The sequence below is a fragment of the Spartinivicinus ruber genome, assembly GCF_011009015.1.
In the GTDB taxonomy this organism is placed as follows: Bacteria; Pseudomonadota; Gammaproteobacteria; order Pseudomonadales; family Zooshikellaceae; genus Spartinivicinus; species Spartinivicinus ruber.
Genome location: NZ_CP048878.1, coordinates 2,328,266 through 2,347,240 on the forward strand (window position 1 = coordinate 2,328,266; position 18,975 = coordinate 2,347,240).

16 protein-coding genes are annotated in these 18,975 nt (G+C 40.9%); 11 read left to right on the forward strand and 5 right to left on the reverse strand.

The genetic code is table 11. From position 1 onward, the window contains the following. The first annotated feature begins 99 nt into the window (after positions 1–99). On the forward strand, positions 100–2,142 hold the full coding sequence (locus tag G4Y78_RS10980; RefSeq protein ID WP_163833061.1) for a polysaccharide biosynthesis protein: 2,043 nt from the start codon (positions 100–102) through the stop codon (positions 2,140–2,142). 138 nt (positions 2,143–2,280) lie between these two features. Here G4Y78_RS10980 and rimO read toward each other — a convergent pair whose 3' ends face one another. Then, the gene (gene rimO / locus G4Y78_RS10985; RefSeq protein ID WP_163833062.1) at positions 2,281–3,603 is read right to left on the reverse strand and encodes a 30S ribosomal protein S12 methylthiotransferase RimO; all 1,323 of its coding nucleotides are present in this window, start codon (positions 3,601–3,603) and stop codon (positions 2,281–2,283) included. A 116-nt stretch (positions 3,604–3,719) separates the two neighbouring features. Here rimO and G4Y78_RS10990 point away from each other — a divergent pair, with 116 nt between their 5' ends. Then, positions 3,720–4,673 (forward strand): alpha/beta fold hydrolase, encoded by a 954-nt coding sequence (locus G4Y78_RS10990; RefSeq protein WP_163833063.1) that lies wholly within the window; start codon positions 3,720–3,722, stop codon positions 4,671–4,673. Positions 4,674–4,681: 8 nt separating this feature from the next. On the opposite strand, the gene G4Y78_RS10995 is transcribed toward G4Y78_RS10990, so the two are convergent. After that, the gene (locus tag G4Y78_RS10995) at positions 4,682–5,599 is read right to left on the reverse strand and encodes a DMT family transporter (RefSeq protein ID WP_163833064.1); all 918 of its coding nucleotides are present in this window, start codon (positions 5,597–5,599) and stop codon (positions 4,682–4,684) included. 102 nt (positions 5,600–5,701) lie between these two features. Between G4Y78_RS10995 and G4Y78_RS11000 the strand changes: the two genes are divergently transcribed. Then, positions 5,702–6,277 (forward strand): DJ-1 family glyoxalase III, encoded by a 576-nt coding sequence (locus G4Y78_RS11000; RefSeq protein WP_163833065.1) that lies wholly within the window; start codon positions 5,702–5,704, stop codon positions 6,275–6,277. Here G4Y78_RS11000 and G4Y78_RS11005 read toward each other — a convergent pair whose 3' ends face one another. Both G4Y78_RS11005 and hspQ read right to left on the reverse strand, forming a co-directional pair. Then, positions 6,278–6,985 carry an OmpA family protein gene (locus tag G4Y78_RS11005; protein WP_163833066.1) on the reverse strand — a complete coding sequence of 236 codons (708 nt, stop codon included), beginning with the start codon at positions 6,983–6,985 and terminating at the stop codon, positions 6,278–6,280. Between the two features lie 168 nt (positions 6,986–7,153). Next, positions 7,154–7,468 (reverse strand): heat shock protein HspQ, encoded by a 315-nt coding sequence (gene hspQ, locus G4Y78_RS11010; RefSeq protein ID WP_163833067.1) that lies wholly within the window; start codon positions 7,466–7,468, stop codon positions 7,154–7,156. A 115-nt stretch (positions 7,469–7,583) separates the two neighbouring features. On the opposite strand from hspQ, the gene G4Y78_RS11015 reads away from it, so the two are divergent. The 3 genes from G4Y78_RS11015 to G4Y78_RS11025 are packed head-to-tail and all read left to right on the forward strand — an operon-like array spanning position 7,584 to position 9,381. Then, complete coding sequence (locus G4Y78_RS11015) at positions 7,584–8,075, forward strand: DUF2244 domain-containing protein (RefSeq protein WP_163833068.1); 492 nt, start codon at positions 7,584–7,586, stop codon at positions 8,073–8,075. Positions 8,076–8,116: 41 nt separating this feature from the next. Next, the gene (locus tag G4Y78_RS11020; protein WP_163833069.1) at positions 8,117–8,395 is read left to right on the forward strand and encodes a DUF503 domain-containing protein; all 279 of its coding nucleotides are present in this window, start codon (positions 8,117–8,119) and stop codon (positions 8,393–8,395) included. Between the two features lie 11 nt (positions 8,396–8,406). Further along, a complete protein-coding gene (locus G4Y78_RS11025) occupies positions 8,407–9,381 on the forward strand; it encodes an ABC transporter substrate-binding protein (protein ID WP_163833070.1) in 975 nt (324 codons plus the stop codon). Between the two features lie 385 nt (positions 9,382–9,766). Here the strand turns inward: G4Y78_RS11025 and G4Y78_RS11030 are convergent, their stop codons facing one another. Next, on the reverse strand, positions 9,767–10,618 hold the full coding sequence (locus tag G4Y78_RS11030; RefSeq protein WP_163833071.1) for a LysR family transcriptional regulator: 852 nt from the start codon (positions 10,616–10,618) through the stop codon (positions 9,767–9,769). 137 nt (positions 10,619–10,755) lie between these two features. Here G4Y78_RS11030 and G4Y78_RS11035 point away from each other — a divergent pair, with 137 nt between their 5' ends. The 5 genes from G4Y78_RS11035 (at position 10,756) to G4Y78_RS11055 (ending at position 18,950) form a co-directional block, all read left to right on the forward strand. Beyond that, entirely contained in the window at positions 10,756–11,937 is a 1,182-nt protein-coding gene (locus tag G4Y78_RS11035; protein ID WP_163833072.1) for an acyl-CoA dehydrogenase, read from the forward strand. 211 nt (positions 11,938–12,148) lie between these two features. Beyond that, on the forward strand, positions 12,149–14,407 hold the full coding sequence (locus G4Y78_RS11040) for a dehydrogenase E1 component subunit alpha/beta (RefSeq protein ID WP_163833073.1): 2,259 nt from the start codon (positions 12,149–12,151) through the stop codon (positions 14,405–14,407). A gap of 3 nt (positions 14,408–14,410) precedes the next feature. Then, positions 14,411–15,460: an ACP S-malonyltransferase gene (locus G4Y78_RS11045; protein WP_163833074.1), complete on the forward strand. Its 1,050-nt coding sequence runs from the start codon at positions 14,411–14,413 to the stop codon at positions 15,458–15,460. A 2-nt stretch (positions 15,461–15,462) separates the two neighbouring features. Next, the gene (locus tag G4Y78_RS11050; protein WP_163833075.1) at positions 15,463–16,215 is read left to right on the forward strand and encodes a peptide deformylase; all 753 of its coding nucleotides are present in this window, start codon (positions 15,463–15,465) and stop codon (positions 16,213–16,215) included. 173 nt (positions 16,216–16,388) lie between these two features. Then, the gene (locus tag G4Y78_RS11055; protein ID WP_163833076.1) at positions 16,389–18,950 is read left to right on the forward strand and encodes a DUF1848 domain-containing protein; all 2,562 of its coding nucleotides are present in this window, start codon (positions 16,389–16,391) and stop codon (positions 18,948–18,950) included. The last annotated feature ends 25 nt before the right edge of the window (positions 18,951–18,975 follow it).

Genomic DNA, 18,975 nt, shown 5'->3' on the forward strand with positions numbered 1-18,975 from the left:
TTATTTTTTCGAAAAAAGATAAGCTTGATGAGTAATGACTATTGTGTTGTTATGAAGAATTTATTATGCAAAGTTTATAATAGGCCTAGCGTGTAACTAATGAATATTAAAAATTTTTTACTAGGGCTAAACCGGCGAAAAAAGAGAATTCTGGGGGTCATAACAGATGTTGTTCTCATCTGGACCTGTCTTTGGCTTGCCTTCTTTGTTCGCTTGGGTACAGATCAGTTAATTAACCCCATTGGTGCTGACTATGTTTGGTTATTTATCGTCGCGCCACTGGTGTCTTTACCAATCTTTATCAGGTTAGGGCTTTATCGTGCTGTGCTTCGTTATATGGGACGCGATGCTTTTTTGGCGGTGTTTAAAGCAATTACTTTATCTACTCTAGTGTTGTCTTTATTGATTTACTGGTATCGAGAAGCAGCAGTGGTGCCGCGTTCGCTCGTATTAAATTACTGGGCGTTGTGTATGTTAGCCATTGGAGGAATTCGTTGGGCTGTCAGGTTGTGGTTGATTCCTCAGGAAAGTGCCCATTTATTACGAATATCTCGAGCGCAAAACTTAAGTAAGCGTCCAGTAGCTATTTATGGTGCAGGTGAAGCAGGCTTTGAGTTGTTGGGGGCGTTAGAGCGTGGTCATGAGCTAATGCCGGTGGCATTTGTGGATGATGATCGTTCGATTGCTAATCGCTTGATTGCGGGTAAGCGAGTTTATACACCTAAACATATTGGTCAAATGATTGAGGAAACTGGAGCCAGAGAAATACTACTAGCGATGCCTGCCTTATCGCGTTCACAGAAAAAGCAAATTTTAGAGTCTTTAGAACAATATCCTCTGCATGTGAGAACAGTGCCCAGCATTTCTGAATTGGCCATGGGTAAGGTTAAAGTGGCGGATATTCGAGAAGTTGATATAGCGGATGTTTTAGGGAGAGACCCTGTCCAGCCTGAAGAAGCGCTTTTAGAACGTTGTATTAAAAATAAGGTAGTTATGGTGACTGGGGCGGGTGGTTCCATTGGGTCTGAGCTATGTCGACAGATTGTGCAGAATCAACCTATAAGCATCATTTTGTTTGAGCACTCGGAATACAACTTATACAGTATTCACAAAGAGCTGGAGCAGGGTATACAGCAAGCGAGTTATGCTGTTGAAATTATTCCTTTGCTTGGCTCAGTTACCAATGCTAAGCATCTGCTTAATACTATCAGCTCTTACCATGTCGATACGTTGTATCATGCTGCTGCATACAAACATGTGCCGATTGTCGAACAAAACATTGCTGAGGGAATTTGTAATAATGTATTTGGCACTTTGTTGACTGCACAAGCAGCGATTATTGGTAAAGTAAAACACTTTGTGTTGATTTCCACAGATAAAGCAGTGAGGCCCACTAATGTCATGGGGGCCAGTAAGCGTTTGGCAGAAATGGTGTTACAAGCACTGAGTGAAGAGTCAACGCTCTATTTAAATAAGAGTAATGTATTTGGCTTAGTTAACCATTGTGCCTTTCATAATGAGACTCGTTTTACCATGGTACGTTTTGGTAATGTATTAGGGTCATCTGGCTCAGTTATTCCCAAGTTCAGGGAGCAGGTGACAGAGGGTGGGCCTATTACTGTCACACACCCTAATATTACTCGTTACTTTATGACGATACCTGAAGCCTCTCAGTTGGTAATTCAAGCGGGTGCTATGGGGCAAGGTGGTGATGTATTTGTGTTAAATATGGGAGAGCCAGTTAAGATTGTTGATCTGGCTGAAAAAATAATCAACCTTTCAGGGCTGACAGTTAAAAATGAGGATAACCCTGAAGGGGATATTGAAATTGAGTTCACTGGTTTGCGGCCAGGTGAAAAACTGTACGAAGAGTTATTAATTGGTGAAAATGACACTCCGACAGAACATTCGATGATTATGCGTGCCCATGAGGAAATGCTACCGTGGGAGCAATTGACTGAATTGTTGGGTGATATTGAGCAGTCGTTAAGGGAGTATGACTATACCAATGTACGCCACTTGTTACTTAAAGCAGTGACAGGGTATAAACCTGAAAAAAATATTGTGGATTTGTTGTATAACCAAAACAAAAAAGTCACTGTAGAAAAGGTTGTGAGTTTGGAACAAAAAGGCCAGCAATAGCTGGCTTTTTTATATTCTATACTGCACTACATCTTCAATACGAAGAGTTGTTTAGGCGAGGCCGTTGAGTAATGAAGCCCCAGGAGCTTATTGTAATAAGTGACTGAGTTGAAGAAGGAAAACAACAAAGCCTAAAAACTATTCGTGAAGAATATGCCCCCACATATCATACTCATCAGCTTCTTCTACTACAGCCTTAACCAGTTGTCCATGCTGTAAGTGAGTGGCTCCTTCTATATAAATTTTCCCATCAATTTCTGGGGCGTCGGCTTTAGTTCGGCCAACAGCGCCATCATCATCTACCTCATCAATAATTACATCAACTGTTTTACCGACTTTTTGCTGAAGTTTGTTGGTGCTGATTTGCTGCTGAGTTGCCATAAATCGTTCCCAACGTTCCTGTTTGACTTCTTCTGGTATTGCTCCCTCCAGCTCGTTCGCTTTGGCTCCTTCTACTGGGGAGTATTTAAAGCAACCCACCCGGTCTAATTGTGCCTCTTCTAGCCAGTCGAGTATGAGCTCAAAATCCTGCCCTGTTTCACCAGGAAAGCCGACAATAAATGTACTTCTTAAGGTAATATCTGGGCAGATGTCACGCCAGGCATTAATTCTATTTAAGGTATTTTCTGCATGGGCCGGGCGTTTCATGCTTTTAAGTACAGTTGGGCTAGCATGTTGGAAAGGGATATCCAGATAGGGCAGAATAATTCCATCTTCCATTAACGGAATAATTTCATCCACATGGGGGTAGGGGTAGACATAATGCAATCTTACCCAGGCACCTAACGATCCTAAACCTTTACATAAGTCGAGCATTTTTGACTTCATAGGGCGACCTTGCCAGAAACCGGTGCGGTATTTGATATCGACACCATAGGCACTGGTATCTTGGGAAATCACTAATAGTTCATTAACGCCCGCTTTGACTAGTCTTTCCGCTTCATCCATCACTTCTCCCACTGGCCGACTGACTAATTTGCCTCGTAAAGAAGGAATAATGCAGAAGGTGCAGCTGTGGTTACAGCCTTCTGAAATTTTTAAATAGGCATAATGGCGCGGAGTTAACTTGATACCTTGTGGGGGGACTAAATCAAGATAAGGATCATGCTGTATGGTTGGAGGCACATACTCATGTACAGCACCAACTACTTCTTCATATTGTTGGGGGCCGGTGACACTTAATACTTGGGGGTGAATGGATTTTATTTGTGCTGCATCTTTACCCATACAGCCTGTTACTATCACTTTGCCATTAGCATCAATGGCTTCACCAATAGCCTCTAAGGATTCAGCTTTAGCTTCGTCAATAAAGCCACAGGTATTAACTACCACTACATCGGCGTCTTGGTAGGTGGGTACAATTTCATAGCCATCTGTCCGTAGCTGGGTCAAAATACGTTCTGAGTCTACCAGGGCTTTGGGGCAGCCTAAGCTTACAAACCCAACTTTAGGATTTGACATAATCAGTTATCTCCCAGCAGCTAATAATTTATATTAATAGTCAAAAAAAGCGGGCTATTTTACCTAACAACTTTTTGTGTTGCTATGAGCGTGTTAATCAAAGAAGGAGAGCTTTCTTGAACGACTGTCTGGTTACCCCTCATTCGCATGCCGTATTTTCTGTCGATATTCCTATCACCTCTGGAATAATACGGGCCAATGGCATTAAGCTGGCTTATGAGTCATGGGGAGAGCCTGGCAAGCCAACGATTTTATTGGTAATGGGCTTATCCTGTCAGATGTGGATGTGGCCAGACCCTTTTGTAGCATTGTTAGTAAAACAAGGTTTCCGGGTAATTCGCTTTGATAATCGAGATATTGGTGGCTCTAGCAGTGTTAAACAACAGATACCAATTCACTTACCATTGAGTTATGCCAAGTATCGGTTAGGTGGTTTTCCTGAAGCCCATTACAATTTGCATGATATGGCGCAGGATACCTTAGCCTTAATTAATGGACTGAATTTAATCGATGTGCATTTAGTGGGGGTGTCTATGGGGGGGATGATTGCCCAACTGTTGGCGGCTAAGTATCCAGATAAATTAGCGAGTTTAACTTTACTGATGACGTCCACTAACCACCCGAACTTGCCCACGCCTAATCCTCGATTGATTAAGTTTGTCTTTGCCAGAAAGTTAGCAGGGCGGAACAAACAACGGGTAGTGGATCAGCAACAAGCTATGTGGCAGACCATTGGTAGTCCTGCTTACCCAGCTGATCCTGTGATGTTGCGTCAGTTATTGGAAAAATGTTTTGATCGGGATTTTCGGCCAGCGGGAATGATGCGTCAAACTCATGCGATTTTAGCGACCGGCTCATTGATTAAATGGACCCGTGAAATCACCATACCTACTCAAATTATTCATGGTATGGCTGACCCACTTATTGCGGTAAAAGCTAGCACACAATTAAAACAGTTAATACTAGGTGCTAGGCTAGTGACCATTCCAGGCATGGGGCATGATATACCACAAAAGTTGTACCAATCAATTAGTGACATTATTATTTGTCATGCTAAGGGAGTTAGATAATAGTATGCTTAGTGAGCAATAGTTTTTTCTCCTTTAACTCTTGCTGAGCTGTCACTTAACCGTTGTTGCAATAAAATACCAGTAATAATTAATATCAGTCCAACATAAGTTGCAGGGTGAATGACTTCGCCCAGTAAATAATGAATAAAAATCAGTGAAGTAAAGGGGGCTAAAAAGATTAAATTACTGATTTTGGCGGTATTTTCAGCCAGTTTCATTGCATTGAGCCACAAAATAAAACTAAACCCCATTTCAAATAAGCCGATGTAAAGTGCACCTGCCATGCCCTGCCAATGAGGGAGGGTAAAGTCAGCAAATATTGCTGTGCTAACAATTAATAAAGGGAAGCCCATTAAAAAACAAGCCAATAAGCTGACAATAGGATCGTGGTTTTGTTTGGTGTTTAATAACCAATATAAAGCCCAAAACAAGGTGCTAACTAATAAAAATAACACCCCAAGTGGATCGGAAAAATTTAAACTGAGTAATTCCCCTTTGGTAGAAATGACTAGTACGCCTAAATAACTGACTAAGCAGGCCAAGAACTCTAATAGGGTAATTTTTTGTTTCAGAATAGGTATTGATAATAGTGTTAAAGTAATAGCCCATGTGTAATTAATGGGTTGAGCTTGCTGGGCAGGTAACAGATCATAACCTTGCAGTAACAGCAGGTAATAAATAAAGGGGTTCATTGTCCCCAGCAGTAAATAATGAGCAGGCGCTGCTTTGATACAATGATAAACCTGCTTCAGTTTACCTTGCCAGCCTAGAATGACTGTTAACAAAATAATACAGCATAGGCTGGAGTAGAATAACAACTGAAGTGGATTTAAATGTTGCAGACTGATTTTAAATGCGGTGGCTACAGTAGACCAAAGCAGTACAGCAGATAGTCCATAAATAGTGGCGAGTTTTTGATTCTTCATTTATAACAACTTATTACTTCCATTAGAGAGCGTTTTTGTGAGAATGCTTTTATCTTGTCATACTATTCTATAAGTACTCGATTTTCTACACTAGGTAATAACATGAAGAAGGTACTGGTTGCCATTGCTGATGGTACAGAAGAATTAGAAGCGGTTTGTATTATTGATGTATTACGCCGTGCGGGTATAGAAGTGACGGTGGCTAGTTGTATGCCAGCAGACTTGTTATTAATTACGGCTTCTAGAGGCGTAAAAATTCAGGCAGATTGTCATATTAAGGCCTGTGTTAACCAAACCTATGATTTAATTGTGTTACCGGGTGGGATGCCAGGTGCGAAACACTTATATGAATGCCAGCCATTGACTGAATTGTTGCAAAAACAAAGGAGTAATAAACAATGGCATGCAGCGATTTGTGCGTCACCTGCTGTAGTGTTGGCCCAACATGGTTGGTTGCAGGGGGTAAAAGCAACCTGTTATCCTAGTTTTCAAGATAATCTGATAGGGGCACAGGTTGATAAAACTGCGGCGGTGGTGGTTGATCAGGATAATAAACTGGTTACCAGTCAGGGGCCAGGCACTGCATTAGGCTTTGCCTTGGCCCTGGTTGAAGTCTTACTGGGTAAGGAAAAAGTGCAGTCAGTCGCTCAACCAATGATTGCAACTTATGCGGCATAATTAGTTTTGTGCAACAGTTGCTGTGTTTTCATTGGTGCTGAGTGTCACAACGACTCGACGATCTAAGGCATAACCGTCTAAATTTCCCTGTGCAGCTGATGTGTTGTGTTTGCCATGGGCAGTGATATTGATACGTTCTGAAGTAATACCGGCGCTGAGTAGGTATTGCTTTACTGCCTGGGCCCTAGCGAGTGATAACTGGTAGTTTATCGTATCAGAGCCTCGTTGGTCTGCATAGCCATCTAGCTGAATGGTTAGGGTTGGATTGGCTGTTAAAATCGTTACCCAATGATCAAGCAGCTCTAAATGGGAAGTGGGTATGCGGCTCTCGGCGGTATGAAATAGAACAGGAAATTGTGCTGTTTGTTTTTGACTCATTACCCAGTAACTGTCTTCATTAATAGACTCGCTACCAGCTTGGTTTGCAGCAAGCTGTTCTCTGAGTAATTCAATTTCCTGTTGGGCGCTAATTAGTGCAGCTTCATTCGCTTCAGCCTGGTCTGCCATGGCGAATTTTTCAGTGATTCCATCCCCAACAGCGGCTCCGATTACGGCACCAAAAGGGCCACCCGCTAAGGCACCAATCACCATACCTGATCCTACCCCCATTAATTTATCACCAGCACTGGCTTTAGGCTCTTTAGCCAAAACGGTGGTAGATAAACAACTAGTGGCGACTAAGATGCAAGCAAATTTTGCCAGTCTCATGGTATTTCCTATGTTTCAATCTGATTACTAAATACAGCAGTTATGAAGTAGATTCCAAACACTGCTCTGTTAAGGTTATTGAAACAAAAGAAAGCGACTATCTAATATTCATATTAAGACAGTTGTCGGTAATAAAAAGGCAAAATATGGCATTAGCTTTTGGGCTAGTTAGTTAGACTTCTGCTTTAAGTGGTAACAACCATCAATAAACTGGTCGAAGTATAGGCCCAGGTTAGGATGGTTAATTTGTTCCTCAGTAGTATCAGACTCTAAATTTTTTTCAGCCACATAGGTTTGATGGACCGCTTTATCTACTAAAACGTGATACCAAGGTTTATTTTTTGGTGGGTGGCTTTTAGCCATAGTCTGATACCATTCTTCAGACAACATAAAGGAAGGGTCGATATTAATGATGACACCTCGATAATTAAAAAGCTTATGATGGATCAGTTGTCCAATCGAAAACTTTGCTTTCTCAGCCATAGCATCCTTAGCTTTTATGCTTCCTTACTATAAAGTAAGTGGGTTTTTAGAGACAGACTACTTGAACTAAGCTTAGACATTAAGTGAGTGTTTTGCTTGTAGGTAGAGCTAGAAAATGGTTGCTGTGGAGCAGAACAAACAAGCAGGCTTTGTTATTTGGTTACGGTCTAATCAATCGTTAAGTTGGCGAGCTAATTTGCAAGTTTGGGGAGCAATTGCTGTATTAAGCATGCTCATAGCAATAGGTTTCGCCTTGGTGGGGGCATGGGTAGTGTTACCCTTTGCTGGTTTAGAGCTATTGTGTTTAGCTATCGGCTTATATTACACCGCTTGGCAGGCCAGCCGACAGCAGAGAATATATTTTACTCTCGATCAGGTTTTCATCGAAAAAGGGCGTCGGTGCATAGAGCAACGTTATGTGCTCCAGCGAGAGTGGACGATTGTACAAGTAGGTCGTCCTTTGTATAGCTGGGGAATGGATGAGATAAGCTTATGTTATCGAGACGAATCAATTCCCGTAGGTGAGTTTTTAAATCAAGTTGATAGAGCATTATTGGTTGAGCACTTGAAGCAAAATGGTCTAATGGTTGAAACCTACCATAGCTAGTGCTAAATGCTACTTAATTTAAAGGATGCAGCATTAGTCTTATGGTCATTCAGTTACTCACATTACACTTTCGTTTACCGGGTTGTCGGTCGCTTAAAGAAAAGCGCGGACGTTTGCGTGGTATTAAAGATAAATTTGGCAAAATGACCAATGTGGCTGTCACTGAATCGAACTTACATGACCAACATCAGCAGGCAGAATGGAGTGTTATTATTATGGCAAGTAATCAAACAATGGTAGACCGCATGATCGCTCAATTGGAGCTAGCTATTGACCAATTCGATGCAATATTAATTAAGATAACCAGAGAGCGGTTATAAGACACAATATAATGAAAAAAACAACATTATCCTTTACTATTGCTGGTATCATTTTATTGCTCATCATCAGTATTGGTTTTGCCATCTGGGTAGGGGGAAAAAAGCGCTGTTTTTATGTGGCCTCTTATCATAAAGGTTATCCTTGGCAAGATGGTTTAGCTGCCGCTGTAGAAGAAGGACTATCGGGTTATTGCCGACTTAAGTCGTTTTATTTAGACACCATTCGTCAGTCCAGTGAATTGAATAAGCAAACTATGGCTAAGCAAGCCTGGGCAATAATTCAAGACTGGCAACCCAATATTGTCATTGCCAGTGATGATAATGCGTCACAATACTTAGTGGAGCCTTACTTAAAGGGGAGTAAAATACCTGTGGTATTTTGTGGAGTAAATTTCTCAGCAGAAAAATATGGTTACCCTTATCCTAATGTGACAGGCATGGTGGAGTTTGAACCAATTCGGCCGATGATGGTGCAGTTGAAGAAGGTTAGGCCATCGATTAAAACTGGCGTTATGATTGCTGCCCATCGTATTACTAATAGTAAACTGCATGCTAACTTAGCAGCACTTGCTGATGAGTTCGATGTCACCCTTGATATTCGCTGGGTAAACAGTTTTGATCAATTAAAAACAGTGTTTTTAGACAGTCAGCAATATGATTTTATTTATATACCCAACAATCATGATTTGAAAGACTGGGATGAAGGAACGGCTAGAAAATTTTTTCATACAACGACTACCACTACTATTACTGTGTCTACCGCTCGTTGGATGCAGCCATTTGTTATGCTATCTTTTTTTCACTTACCAGAAGAACAAGGTTATTATGCCGCAAATACTGCATTAAAAATAATGGCAGGTACCTCTCCTGCAGACATACCCATTACCACTAATAAAGACTGGCGAGTAAAAGTGAATCAGGTATTACTTGATAAAATTCAACTGCAATTACCTAGTAACTTTAAACACTTCATTGAAACAGAATAAATACTAATAAACACATTTGAGCATGGCGCTTTTATTTAGGAGGGTGACTATATATTAGCAGCGGTGATTTCAACTTGTGCTTAGTTGAATATTGAATAGATATGTTGAATGAAATAATGACTACTTTTTTCGTATGATACTTATAATGCTAGTTCTCAAAGAATGAGTTTTGGCTACAGTTAATGTGTTGTGCATTCAGTGCAATAGTGATCAAGTGAAAAAATCAGACTATTAGGTTGTTATTCAGGTTATTGATATTATCAATTGACAAAACTAATGAAGGGCGTTTTTAATTAAAATAATCACCTTTAGTGATTGAAATAAAAAAGTGATTCATTAGAAAAATAAATCAGCTGATATAGTTGTATGATTTTGGATGATCTATTTAGTGGCTTGATGAGCTATAACATTGTTTACAGCGATCAACTAACACTTTTAATGGACCTTCAAGGGGGGCATGTTCCCTATAGGCCAGTACAATTTGGTGGCTAATGTTTAACTCGTCTAAAGGCAATAACACAATATCTACTCTTTTTTTTGTGTTTTCCCAATCTGGCACAAATGCGGCTCCAACCCCGGCACTTACTAATGCTAAGGCGTACTCAATAGTGCGAATATGGGCTCGGTTATTCAAATAAATATTTTGTTGAGCTAAGGCCTGCTTTAATTTTGTGAGGGCATCACAAGGGGGGCGGTTAATAAAGGGTAACCCAGCTAGATCAGTAAAGTTAATTGATGTTTGATTTGATAATGGGTGATCAATGGGTAATGCAATCATATAACAATCCTGCCAAATTGGTTGAGCGCATTCCTGTTGGCTGATTAAGCTGCTATCAATAATACGAGCATCACAAGGCTCTTCAGGGTTAACTAAGGTGAGCTCTAAGGCATCGACAGCACTGGTAAGTTCCTTTAGTAACCTACTCATCCGCTCAGCCCCTAGTGATCGCATTAACCCCAAGCGAAAGGGAAGTGGCGTAGGCTCTCTGGCAAAGGTTTGTTGAATGGCTTTGGCATCATTGGTTAGCCTTTTGGCCATGGGGTAAAGCTGATGGCCTTCTTCTGTTGGCTCAACCCCTTTGGGGTGGCGAAGAAATAATGGGGTATTCAGTGACTCTTCTAGCTGATGAATAGCAGCCGAAATAGAGGGTTGGGCGACAAAGCAAGCTCTTGCTGCTGCACTAATATTGCGTAGCTCATAAACGGTAATAAAGTAGTTCAGTGAACGCAGATCCATAGCTTTTACCTATATCCGGCAAAGTTAAACAATATTTTAACCTAATTTTAAAACATCGTATCCTCGCTATAAACGACAATTGGGTGGTTTTAGCCCAGGATAGGAAATTACTATAAGATAGAAGGTAGTCACTCATAATGGACAAGCATAAACCGGCCTTTAACTGGCAAGACCCATTTTTTTTGGATGAGCAACTCACCGAAGAAGAACGTATGGTCAGGCAAACTGCCTTTGACTATGCGCAAAAGCGGCTAATGCCTCGGGTGCAGCAAGCTAATCGGGATGAAGTGTTTGATCGAGATATTTTATTTGAGCTGGGAGAACTCGGTTTGTTGGGCTCAACCTTACCCTCCGAGTATGGCTGTGCGGGTGTTAATCATGTGTGTTATGGACTAACCGCTCGGGAAATTGAGCGGGTTGATAGTGGTTATCGTTCTGCGATGAGTGTGCAGTCCTCGTTGGTAATGCACCCTATATATAGCTACGGTAGTGAAGCCCAACGGAAGAAGTATTTACCCAAATTAGCCACTGGAGAGTGGGTAGGCTGTTTTGGTTTAACCGAGCCAGATTCTGGCTCAGACCCCGCGAGTATGAGAACTAAAGCTGAAAAGGTGGTAGATGGCTATCGGCTTAACGGGAGTAAAATGTGGATTACCAACTCGCCAATCGCTGATGTATTTATTGTGTGGGCAAAACTGGATGGTGATGTACGAGGGTTTATTTTAGAAAAAGGTACCCCGGGTTTATCAGCCCCGAAAATAGAAGGGAAGTTTTCTTTACGGGCGTCCATTACGGGCGAAATTGTGATGGAAGATGTAGTAGTGCCTGAAGAACAACTGTTGCCTAACGTTAAAGGGATTAAAGGACCCTTTGGCTGTTTGAATAAAGCGCGCTATGGAATTGCCTGGGGAGCATTAGGTGCTGCAGAATTTTGTTGGCTGCAAGCGCGGCAATATACCCTGGATCGTAAACAATTTGGCCGGCCATTGGCAGCTAACCAACTGATTCAATTGAAACTGGCAAATATGCAAACGGAAATAAGCCTAGGACTACAAGGTTGTTTAAGAGCTGGTCGACTAATGGACGACAACCGTTGTCCACCAGAATTAATTTCCTTATTAAAACGCAACTCTTGTGGTAAGGCATTAGAGATAGCCCGTGTAGCAAGGGATATGCATGGTGGGAATGGTATTTCTGATGAGTTTCATGTTATCCGGCATGTCATGAATTTAGAGGCGGTGAATACTTATGAAGGGACTCATGATATTCATGCGTTAATTTTGGGTAGGGCTCAGACAGGAATACAGGCATTTAGTTAATTTGACTTATAAATAAATATACTCAAAGTTAACTTCTTTCATGACTGAAGGTTACCACTAAGAGATGTTGAAAATAAGTCTAGTGTTTGATAAGGAATAACAAACTACAGAAAATAGCCTGTTACCCCATATTCACTTGCTTTAGTGATAACTTTTAGTTATTCGCAAAGAGTATCAATAAGACAGAGGTTGGGTGTCGCGAGGATAGGTGATGAGAAACCGTGCCGAGGTCATTGACGAAAATTTTATTCAGCGGGTGCAACAAGGCAATTGGCCTTATTGGTCAGCTGAAACTGATTTAGCGGATACTCACTTATCTCCACAGCAATTAGTGGAGTTGTTCGAAAGCCAGCTACTGAGTCGCCATCTTGATTTGGAGGCTCGGCGTATGCAAAAACGTGGTGAGGCCTTTTATACCATTGGGAGTACTGGACATGAAGGTATGGCGGCGGTGGCAGCCGCTTTTAAATATACCGATATAGCCTTTTTACATTATCGTGATGCGGCTTTTTTTATTCAGCGCTCCAAACAGTTGCCTGGCCAAACCCCTTTATATGATATGTTATTAAGTTTTGCCGCTTCCAGTGATGATCCTATTGCTGGTGGTAGGCATAAAGTATTGGGTTCAAAAAATCTATTTATCCCTCCTCAAACTAGCACCATTGCTTCTCATTTTCCTAAGGCGGTGGGCACGGCTTATAGTATACCTCTAGCGAAAAGGTTGCAGTGTGGGAAATTACCGAAAGATAGTGTGGTTGTGTGTAGTTTTGGTGATGCTTCATTAAATCATTCTACGGCACAAGGTGCATTAAACACGGCGAGTTGGACGAGCTATCAACAAGTGCCATTACCCATTGTATTTGTGTGTGAAGACAACGGAATTGGTATTTCCACCTCAACCCCAAAAGGGTGGGTTGCCCAATCCATACAAGCCCGAAAAGACATTATTTATCTAAGCTGTAATGGCCTTGATTTAATTGATACCTACCAAACAGCACAGCAAGCGGTTCAAATAGCAAGAAAACATCGAACCCCCGTTTTTTTGCATTTTCGTTGTGTGCGGTTATTAGGTCATGCCGGCTCTGATGCCGAAACGGCCTATTTAAGCCGTGCTCAGATTATTGCCCAAGAATCACAAGACCCCTTGTTATTTAGTGCTTGCCTGTTGGTAAAAGAAAATATTTTAAACCAGCAGCAGGTGATCGAGCTTTATCAATGGACTGCTGAACGGGTGGGGGCTGTGGCTAAAGAAGTAGCGACTAAACCTTATTTAAGTGACCCTAACACAGTAGCTGCTTCATTAATTCCGCCTAAGATAAAACAGCCTGTAGTGGGTGCAATTTTCAATGAAAACGCTCGTACTCTGGCATTTGCCAGAGATAAACAATTGATGAATAAACCGCAGCATTTGGCCAAGTTGTTAAACTGGGCATTGGTGGATTTAATGTTGCAATATCAGAATATTGTATTGGCCGGGGAGGACATTGGCCCTAAAGGTGGCGTATATAATGTTACCAGTAAACTAGTGGACAAGTTTGGTGCTCACCGAGTAATTAATACCTTACTGGATGAGCAAAGTATTTTAGGTTTAGCTATGGGCTTGGCCCATAATGGTTTTATTCCTATCCCTGAAATTCAGTTTTTAGCTTATATCCATAATGCCGAGGACCAAATTCGTGGCGAGGCATCGACACTGAGCTTTTTCTCTCAGGGACAATATACAAACCCAATGGTGATTAGAATTCCTGGGTTAGGTTATCAAAAGGGCTTTGGTGGTCATTTTCATAATGATAATTCATTTGCCGTATTTAGAGATATTCCAGGGGTTATTATTGCCTGTCCATCCAATGGCACAGATGCTGTAGGTTTATTGAGAGAATGCGTGAGATTGGCTGCTGAAGAACAGCGAATCGTGGTATTTATTGAACCGATTGCCCTGTATATGACCCGCGATTTACACGAACCAGGAGATGAGCAATGGTTATTTTCTTACCCAGAGCCGGGCAAACAATTAATACGTTGTGGTGAAGTTGGTCAGTATGGAGTGGGTACAGATTTATGCATCATTACTTACGGTAACGGTTATTATTTGAGTCGGCAGGCGGCTAAGGTATTGGCTGAACAATATCACATCAGGTTACGTGTAGTGGATTTACGTTGGTTAGCGCCATTAAATCACGAAGCTATTCTCAACGCAGCTGCACCTTGTCAATCCGTATTAATAGTGGATGAGTGTCGACAAACTGGCTCGATTAGCGAAGCATTAATGACTTTGTTTATGGAACAATCCGTGGAGCAAGGACATTTTAATAAGCCGATTAAACGCCTAACTGCCATTGACAGCTTTATTCCTATTGGTCGAGCGGCCAGCTGTACCTTACCGAGTAAACAATCGATTATTAAAACGGCACTTGATTTAGTTAATCAGTCAGGTGCTAAAAACTCACTATACGACATCAAGCAAGCCTAAAAGATGATGAAACCAAAACAAAGAGCATTTGTCGTATGCCCAGGAAGGGGAACTTACAATAAAACGGAGCTGGGCTATTTACAGCATTATCACCACCACCAGCAGTCATGGATTAACCAGGCCGATGGTTATCGAGCAGAACAACAGCAAATTACTCTTACTGAGTTAGATAGCGCTGAAGAATATGTCTTAAAAAAACATAGCGCAGGTGATAATGCTTCTTCCCTGATTTATGCCTGCGCTTACTGTGACTTTTTAGCGATTGACCAGAACCAATTTGAAATTGTCGCAGTGACGGGTAATTCCATGGGTTGGTACATTAGCCTGGCTGTAGCTGCAGCCATGGAATCAATGACTGCATTAACGCTGATTAATACTATGGGTAATTTAATGCATCAGTCGCTGATTGGGGGACAGGTGATTTATCCATTAGTGGATGAACATTGGCAACCTATTGCAGGTCGGCGTGAGCATTTGTTGGAAGTTATGGCTGCAATTAACCAACAAGCTAGCTGTGAATTAACTATTTCTATCGAGCTAGGTGGTATGTTGGTATTTGGTGGTAATGAATTAGCTTTAAAAAAATTAACAGAAGCTTTGCCTCCAGAACAACAACGTTTTCCTATGCGGCTTTTTAATCATGCGGCATTTCATACGCCACTACAACAAGCAATTTCTCTACAAGCCAAGCAGTTATTAACACAAGATTTTTTTCAGCAACCGAAGATTCCATTAATTGATGGACGAGGAAAGTTATGGTCACCTTATAGCACGGATCCCTCCTTACTATGGGATTACACCCTAGGCTATCAGGTGACAAACACCTATGATTTTACTAAAGCCATTCAAGTGGGGGTGAAAGAATTTGCCCCTGATAAACTGATCATTTTAGGTCCTGGTAGCACGTTGGGTGGGGCTGTCGCTCAATCATTAATTGCTATTAACTGGTTAGGCTGGCAAGCTAAAGAAGATTTTATTGAAAGCCAAAAAATTGATCCCTTTATAATCTCAATGGGATTAGAAGAGCAGCGCCAACAAATAGTTAAAAGTTAAGTATGAAAGTAAGTAATAATGAACTGAGAATACGCCAGGTCGGCGACCCTATCCTGCATCAGACGCCTCAACCTGCTGATTTATCAAGTCTACCAATATTGGCAAACACCATTGCCATTATGAAAGAAAGTCTGAATGGTGGGGTTGGGGTTGCTTGTAACCAGTGCTCAGCAATAGCTGAGCCAGTGCAAATTATGATTGTAGGTACGGATGACGAGCAATTAAGACAGCAAGCCATGGAACGTTATCCTGGAGAAACCATTCCTTACATTACTGTAATGATAAACCCCAAAATTACCACAGTCAGTCAGGAGACGTATTTTCCAACTTCTGGTGAAGGCTGCCTCAGTGTATTTGGCCCTTTAAGAGGCAAAGTTAAACGGCACTGGTCTGTGACAGTGGAGTATTGGGATAAAGAAGGTAAGCAACATATAGAAGTGTGTGATGGCTTTTTTGCACATATTGTCCAACATGAAATGGATCACTTGCAGGGTATTACCTTTGTTGAAAGAATTTTTGCTGACTGCTCAATAGAGCAATGTCTAGAATTAGCCAACTACGTTGATCAGGAGTTAGCGAGAAGAAAACAGTTGGGTTTGGAAGTGAATGAAATAGAAGTCGGTCCGGCTCCATTGGTATTTGAGCGTGATGATAATGGGGCGGTTACCTTTGATCCACAGTTTTTTCAAAATGCTTTGACAGAATTGATGACCCCAACAGTCGTTGGATTGAAAAAGGTATTGAATAAAACATAGACTTAAATTTATATATTTTCTTCCTTTCTCACTCAAACAGTCAGTTTATGACTGTTTGATCCGGTAGTGCTATTAATTGTTGAAAAAGCTAAATATTTAAAACTAATTACTAAAGATCGTATGTTGGTTATTTAGTAATAATTAAAGCAACTTAGCAAAAAATAATAAATACAATGCAATCAACAACAATTAAAATAATTGCGCCGTCTAGTCAAGCATCAAAACCTAATTATGTTAGTCAATCAATTGTTTATATATATAAAGGCCGTATTGTTAAAATACTCAATAACATCGAACCAGGAAAAGTCAACAGCTCTAATTGTTTTTCCTTTTTTAAGCACTGCTTAAAAAAGCAACAAAGTGAATCTCAATCGCATACTACTCCTTTCTACATACGCAATGAAACTGGGCAATGGCTGCGAACAAGCTTATTAGAGCTATTACAGTTATTTCAGAAAAAAACCACGGCTGTCGCCACGCTTAATACCTCTGACTCTTTGAATAATCATAAATTCAAAAATTACACCATTCAATATAACACCAATAATCAAATAAAACAGTTAACTGATCAGTTAAGTGGATGTACGGAGGAAACATTGACTGATGCGGAAATTATCAGCTTTTATCAACTAGTAAAAAAATTAGCAAAAGAATTACCCGAGGGAACTGAATTTCAGGAGTTAACTGAGCTATTGGCAACACAAGCTAAATTACAAAACTTAGCCATTGCCAGAGAATTATTAAAGCAACAATTATACCAACAGTTAAGCCAGTTTGAGCAGCCAGGTAGTAGTAGTGAGTATCAGGCCCAGTTACGTCTATCAGTTGGAGCCTGTTTGCTGGGTTTAGACTTATTAGAAGGTGGTGTGACCTTCAAAGCTGTCTTTAAGGTGTTAACGGATGATGATACAGGCATTTTAGAAATACGTGCCGCTGGATTAAAACTCAGTTTGGCGGCAGGTGATAAAGCCATTGCTGAAGGGGTGGTCGGTGCCCAGGCTGATTGTGGGACTGTTTACAGTGATGAGTCGTTAATGGCTTTTGTTGATCGTTATGTGGACTCGATCATGGGAGCTTTGTTTACTGCTGCTACCAGCAAAAGTATTGGTCAGTTGATGGATTGGAAGCGCAACCAGACCTATGTTGAACTCCAGCAACAGGCATTATCAAGCCAGTATCGATTAAATAATTTATTACTCAAACAAGGCTTGCCTGCACAATGGGTACCAGAGCTATCTCAAGAAAAAAAAATCCCAATGAAGATGAAACTGCTGACGGGTAAAGTAGCGGCAGGGGTACAACTATTTAAACGAATCTTTAGTAGTGAGTTATCAGCTAGTAGGCTTAAAGCAGATATCGCAAAACGAGAACCTTTAGTGGATAGTTTAAAACAAGACGTGTTACGACTATTTCGTTTTGATCAGCATTATTACTCGAAAAGTATTCGAGACCTATCTAAACTGGGTTGTCAGCAACAAGTGCCCTTTGTTGATCGAGCTAAACAGGTATTGGACAAACTCGTGGCTGAATATCAGCATTATACTGAGTTGGTTCAATTTTGTGACTATGCTCGAGCTAATCCGAAAAAAATTCAACCCAGTCATTTAGCTCAAGCTAAAAAAGTAAAAGCGTCAATAGAGGCCCAGCGGGGGACAAAGGGCAGGGTTGATTATCTAAAGTCAGTATCAATTTCCTATGTAGCGTTATTACAGTTATATCTTGCTAGTTGCCCAGCAGTGCAACGACAACAATACGAGCAAGCTTATCAAGCTTTTGAAAAGCAATTAAGACAGCCACTTTTTTATGTGCCACTGAATAAAATGATTAAGCAACTGAGTTTTCCTACTCGTTGTCAGTTATTACGTAATGAATATGGAGGCACTTTATCATTGGCGCTACCTTCTGAAAATGCTGGCTTAAGTCTTAATGTCACTTATACAGATACAGAACAACACCCAAACTATTATCGGCAAGGTAAATTTTTAGACTTTACTATCAAGCTTGATAACCAGTTTAATGTTGAAAATATCTTATCATTAATTGCCTCTGATAAAACTGCCTTTACCAGTTTAGACTCTATTCTTCAATCCAGTCGCGCTGACTCTGAAAATAATCCAGCAACTCCAGGTGTCACTCAGCAAAGTATTTTATCTCAGTTAAGGCAGACCTTAAGCCATGTGTTTGATGTGGGATTGGAGTTAGGTGCTAGCCTAGAATGTCGTTTTAAACAGTCTGTTAAAGGTCATTGGAGTTTACAGTTTGTCAGAATAAAAACTCAAATGGGCCGTGCAGCAATGGTGCCTGGGTTAGGTGTTCTTGTCGCACCTGCTGTTAAAGCGGCAGTTAGTGCGAAAGCAGCTGAAAAACAAACAGTTGTAAGACAGGAATGGTTGGGTAGTAACACGCTAAGTTATTTATTGCCTATTTATAACACCTTACATAATACAGAGCAGATAGAGCGGTGGCAGTTATTTATGCAGCAGCATGAAAAAGAGCTGAAAAAAATGTTTATCGCTATTGCAACACCAGGGACGTCAATAAGAGAGGAAACGGAAAAGCTGCTAGCTAAGATTAATAATTCTGACTTGGAGTTAGCATTATTTGCTAAAATCAATGACTTCAAACAGCACGCAACTGCTAATAATTATCAGGAGGTGTTACCCATTTTTAATGAATTTTTAGAAAGTCAAAAGGAAGTTCATTTAAAACTGAGCGAGAAAGTGTGGCATGATTAACACTGTTTTATGTGACGTTCAGTGA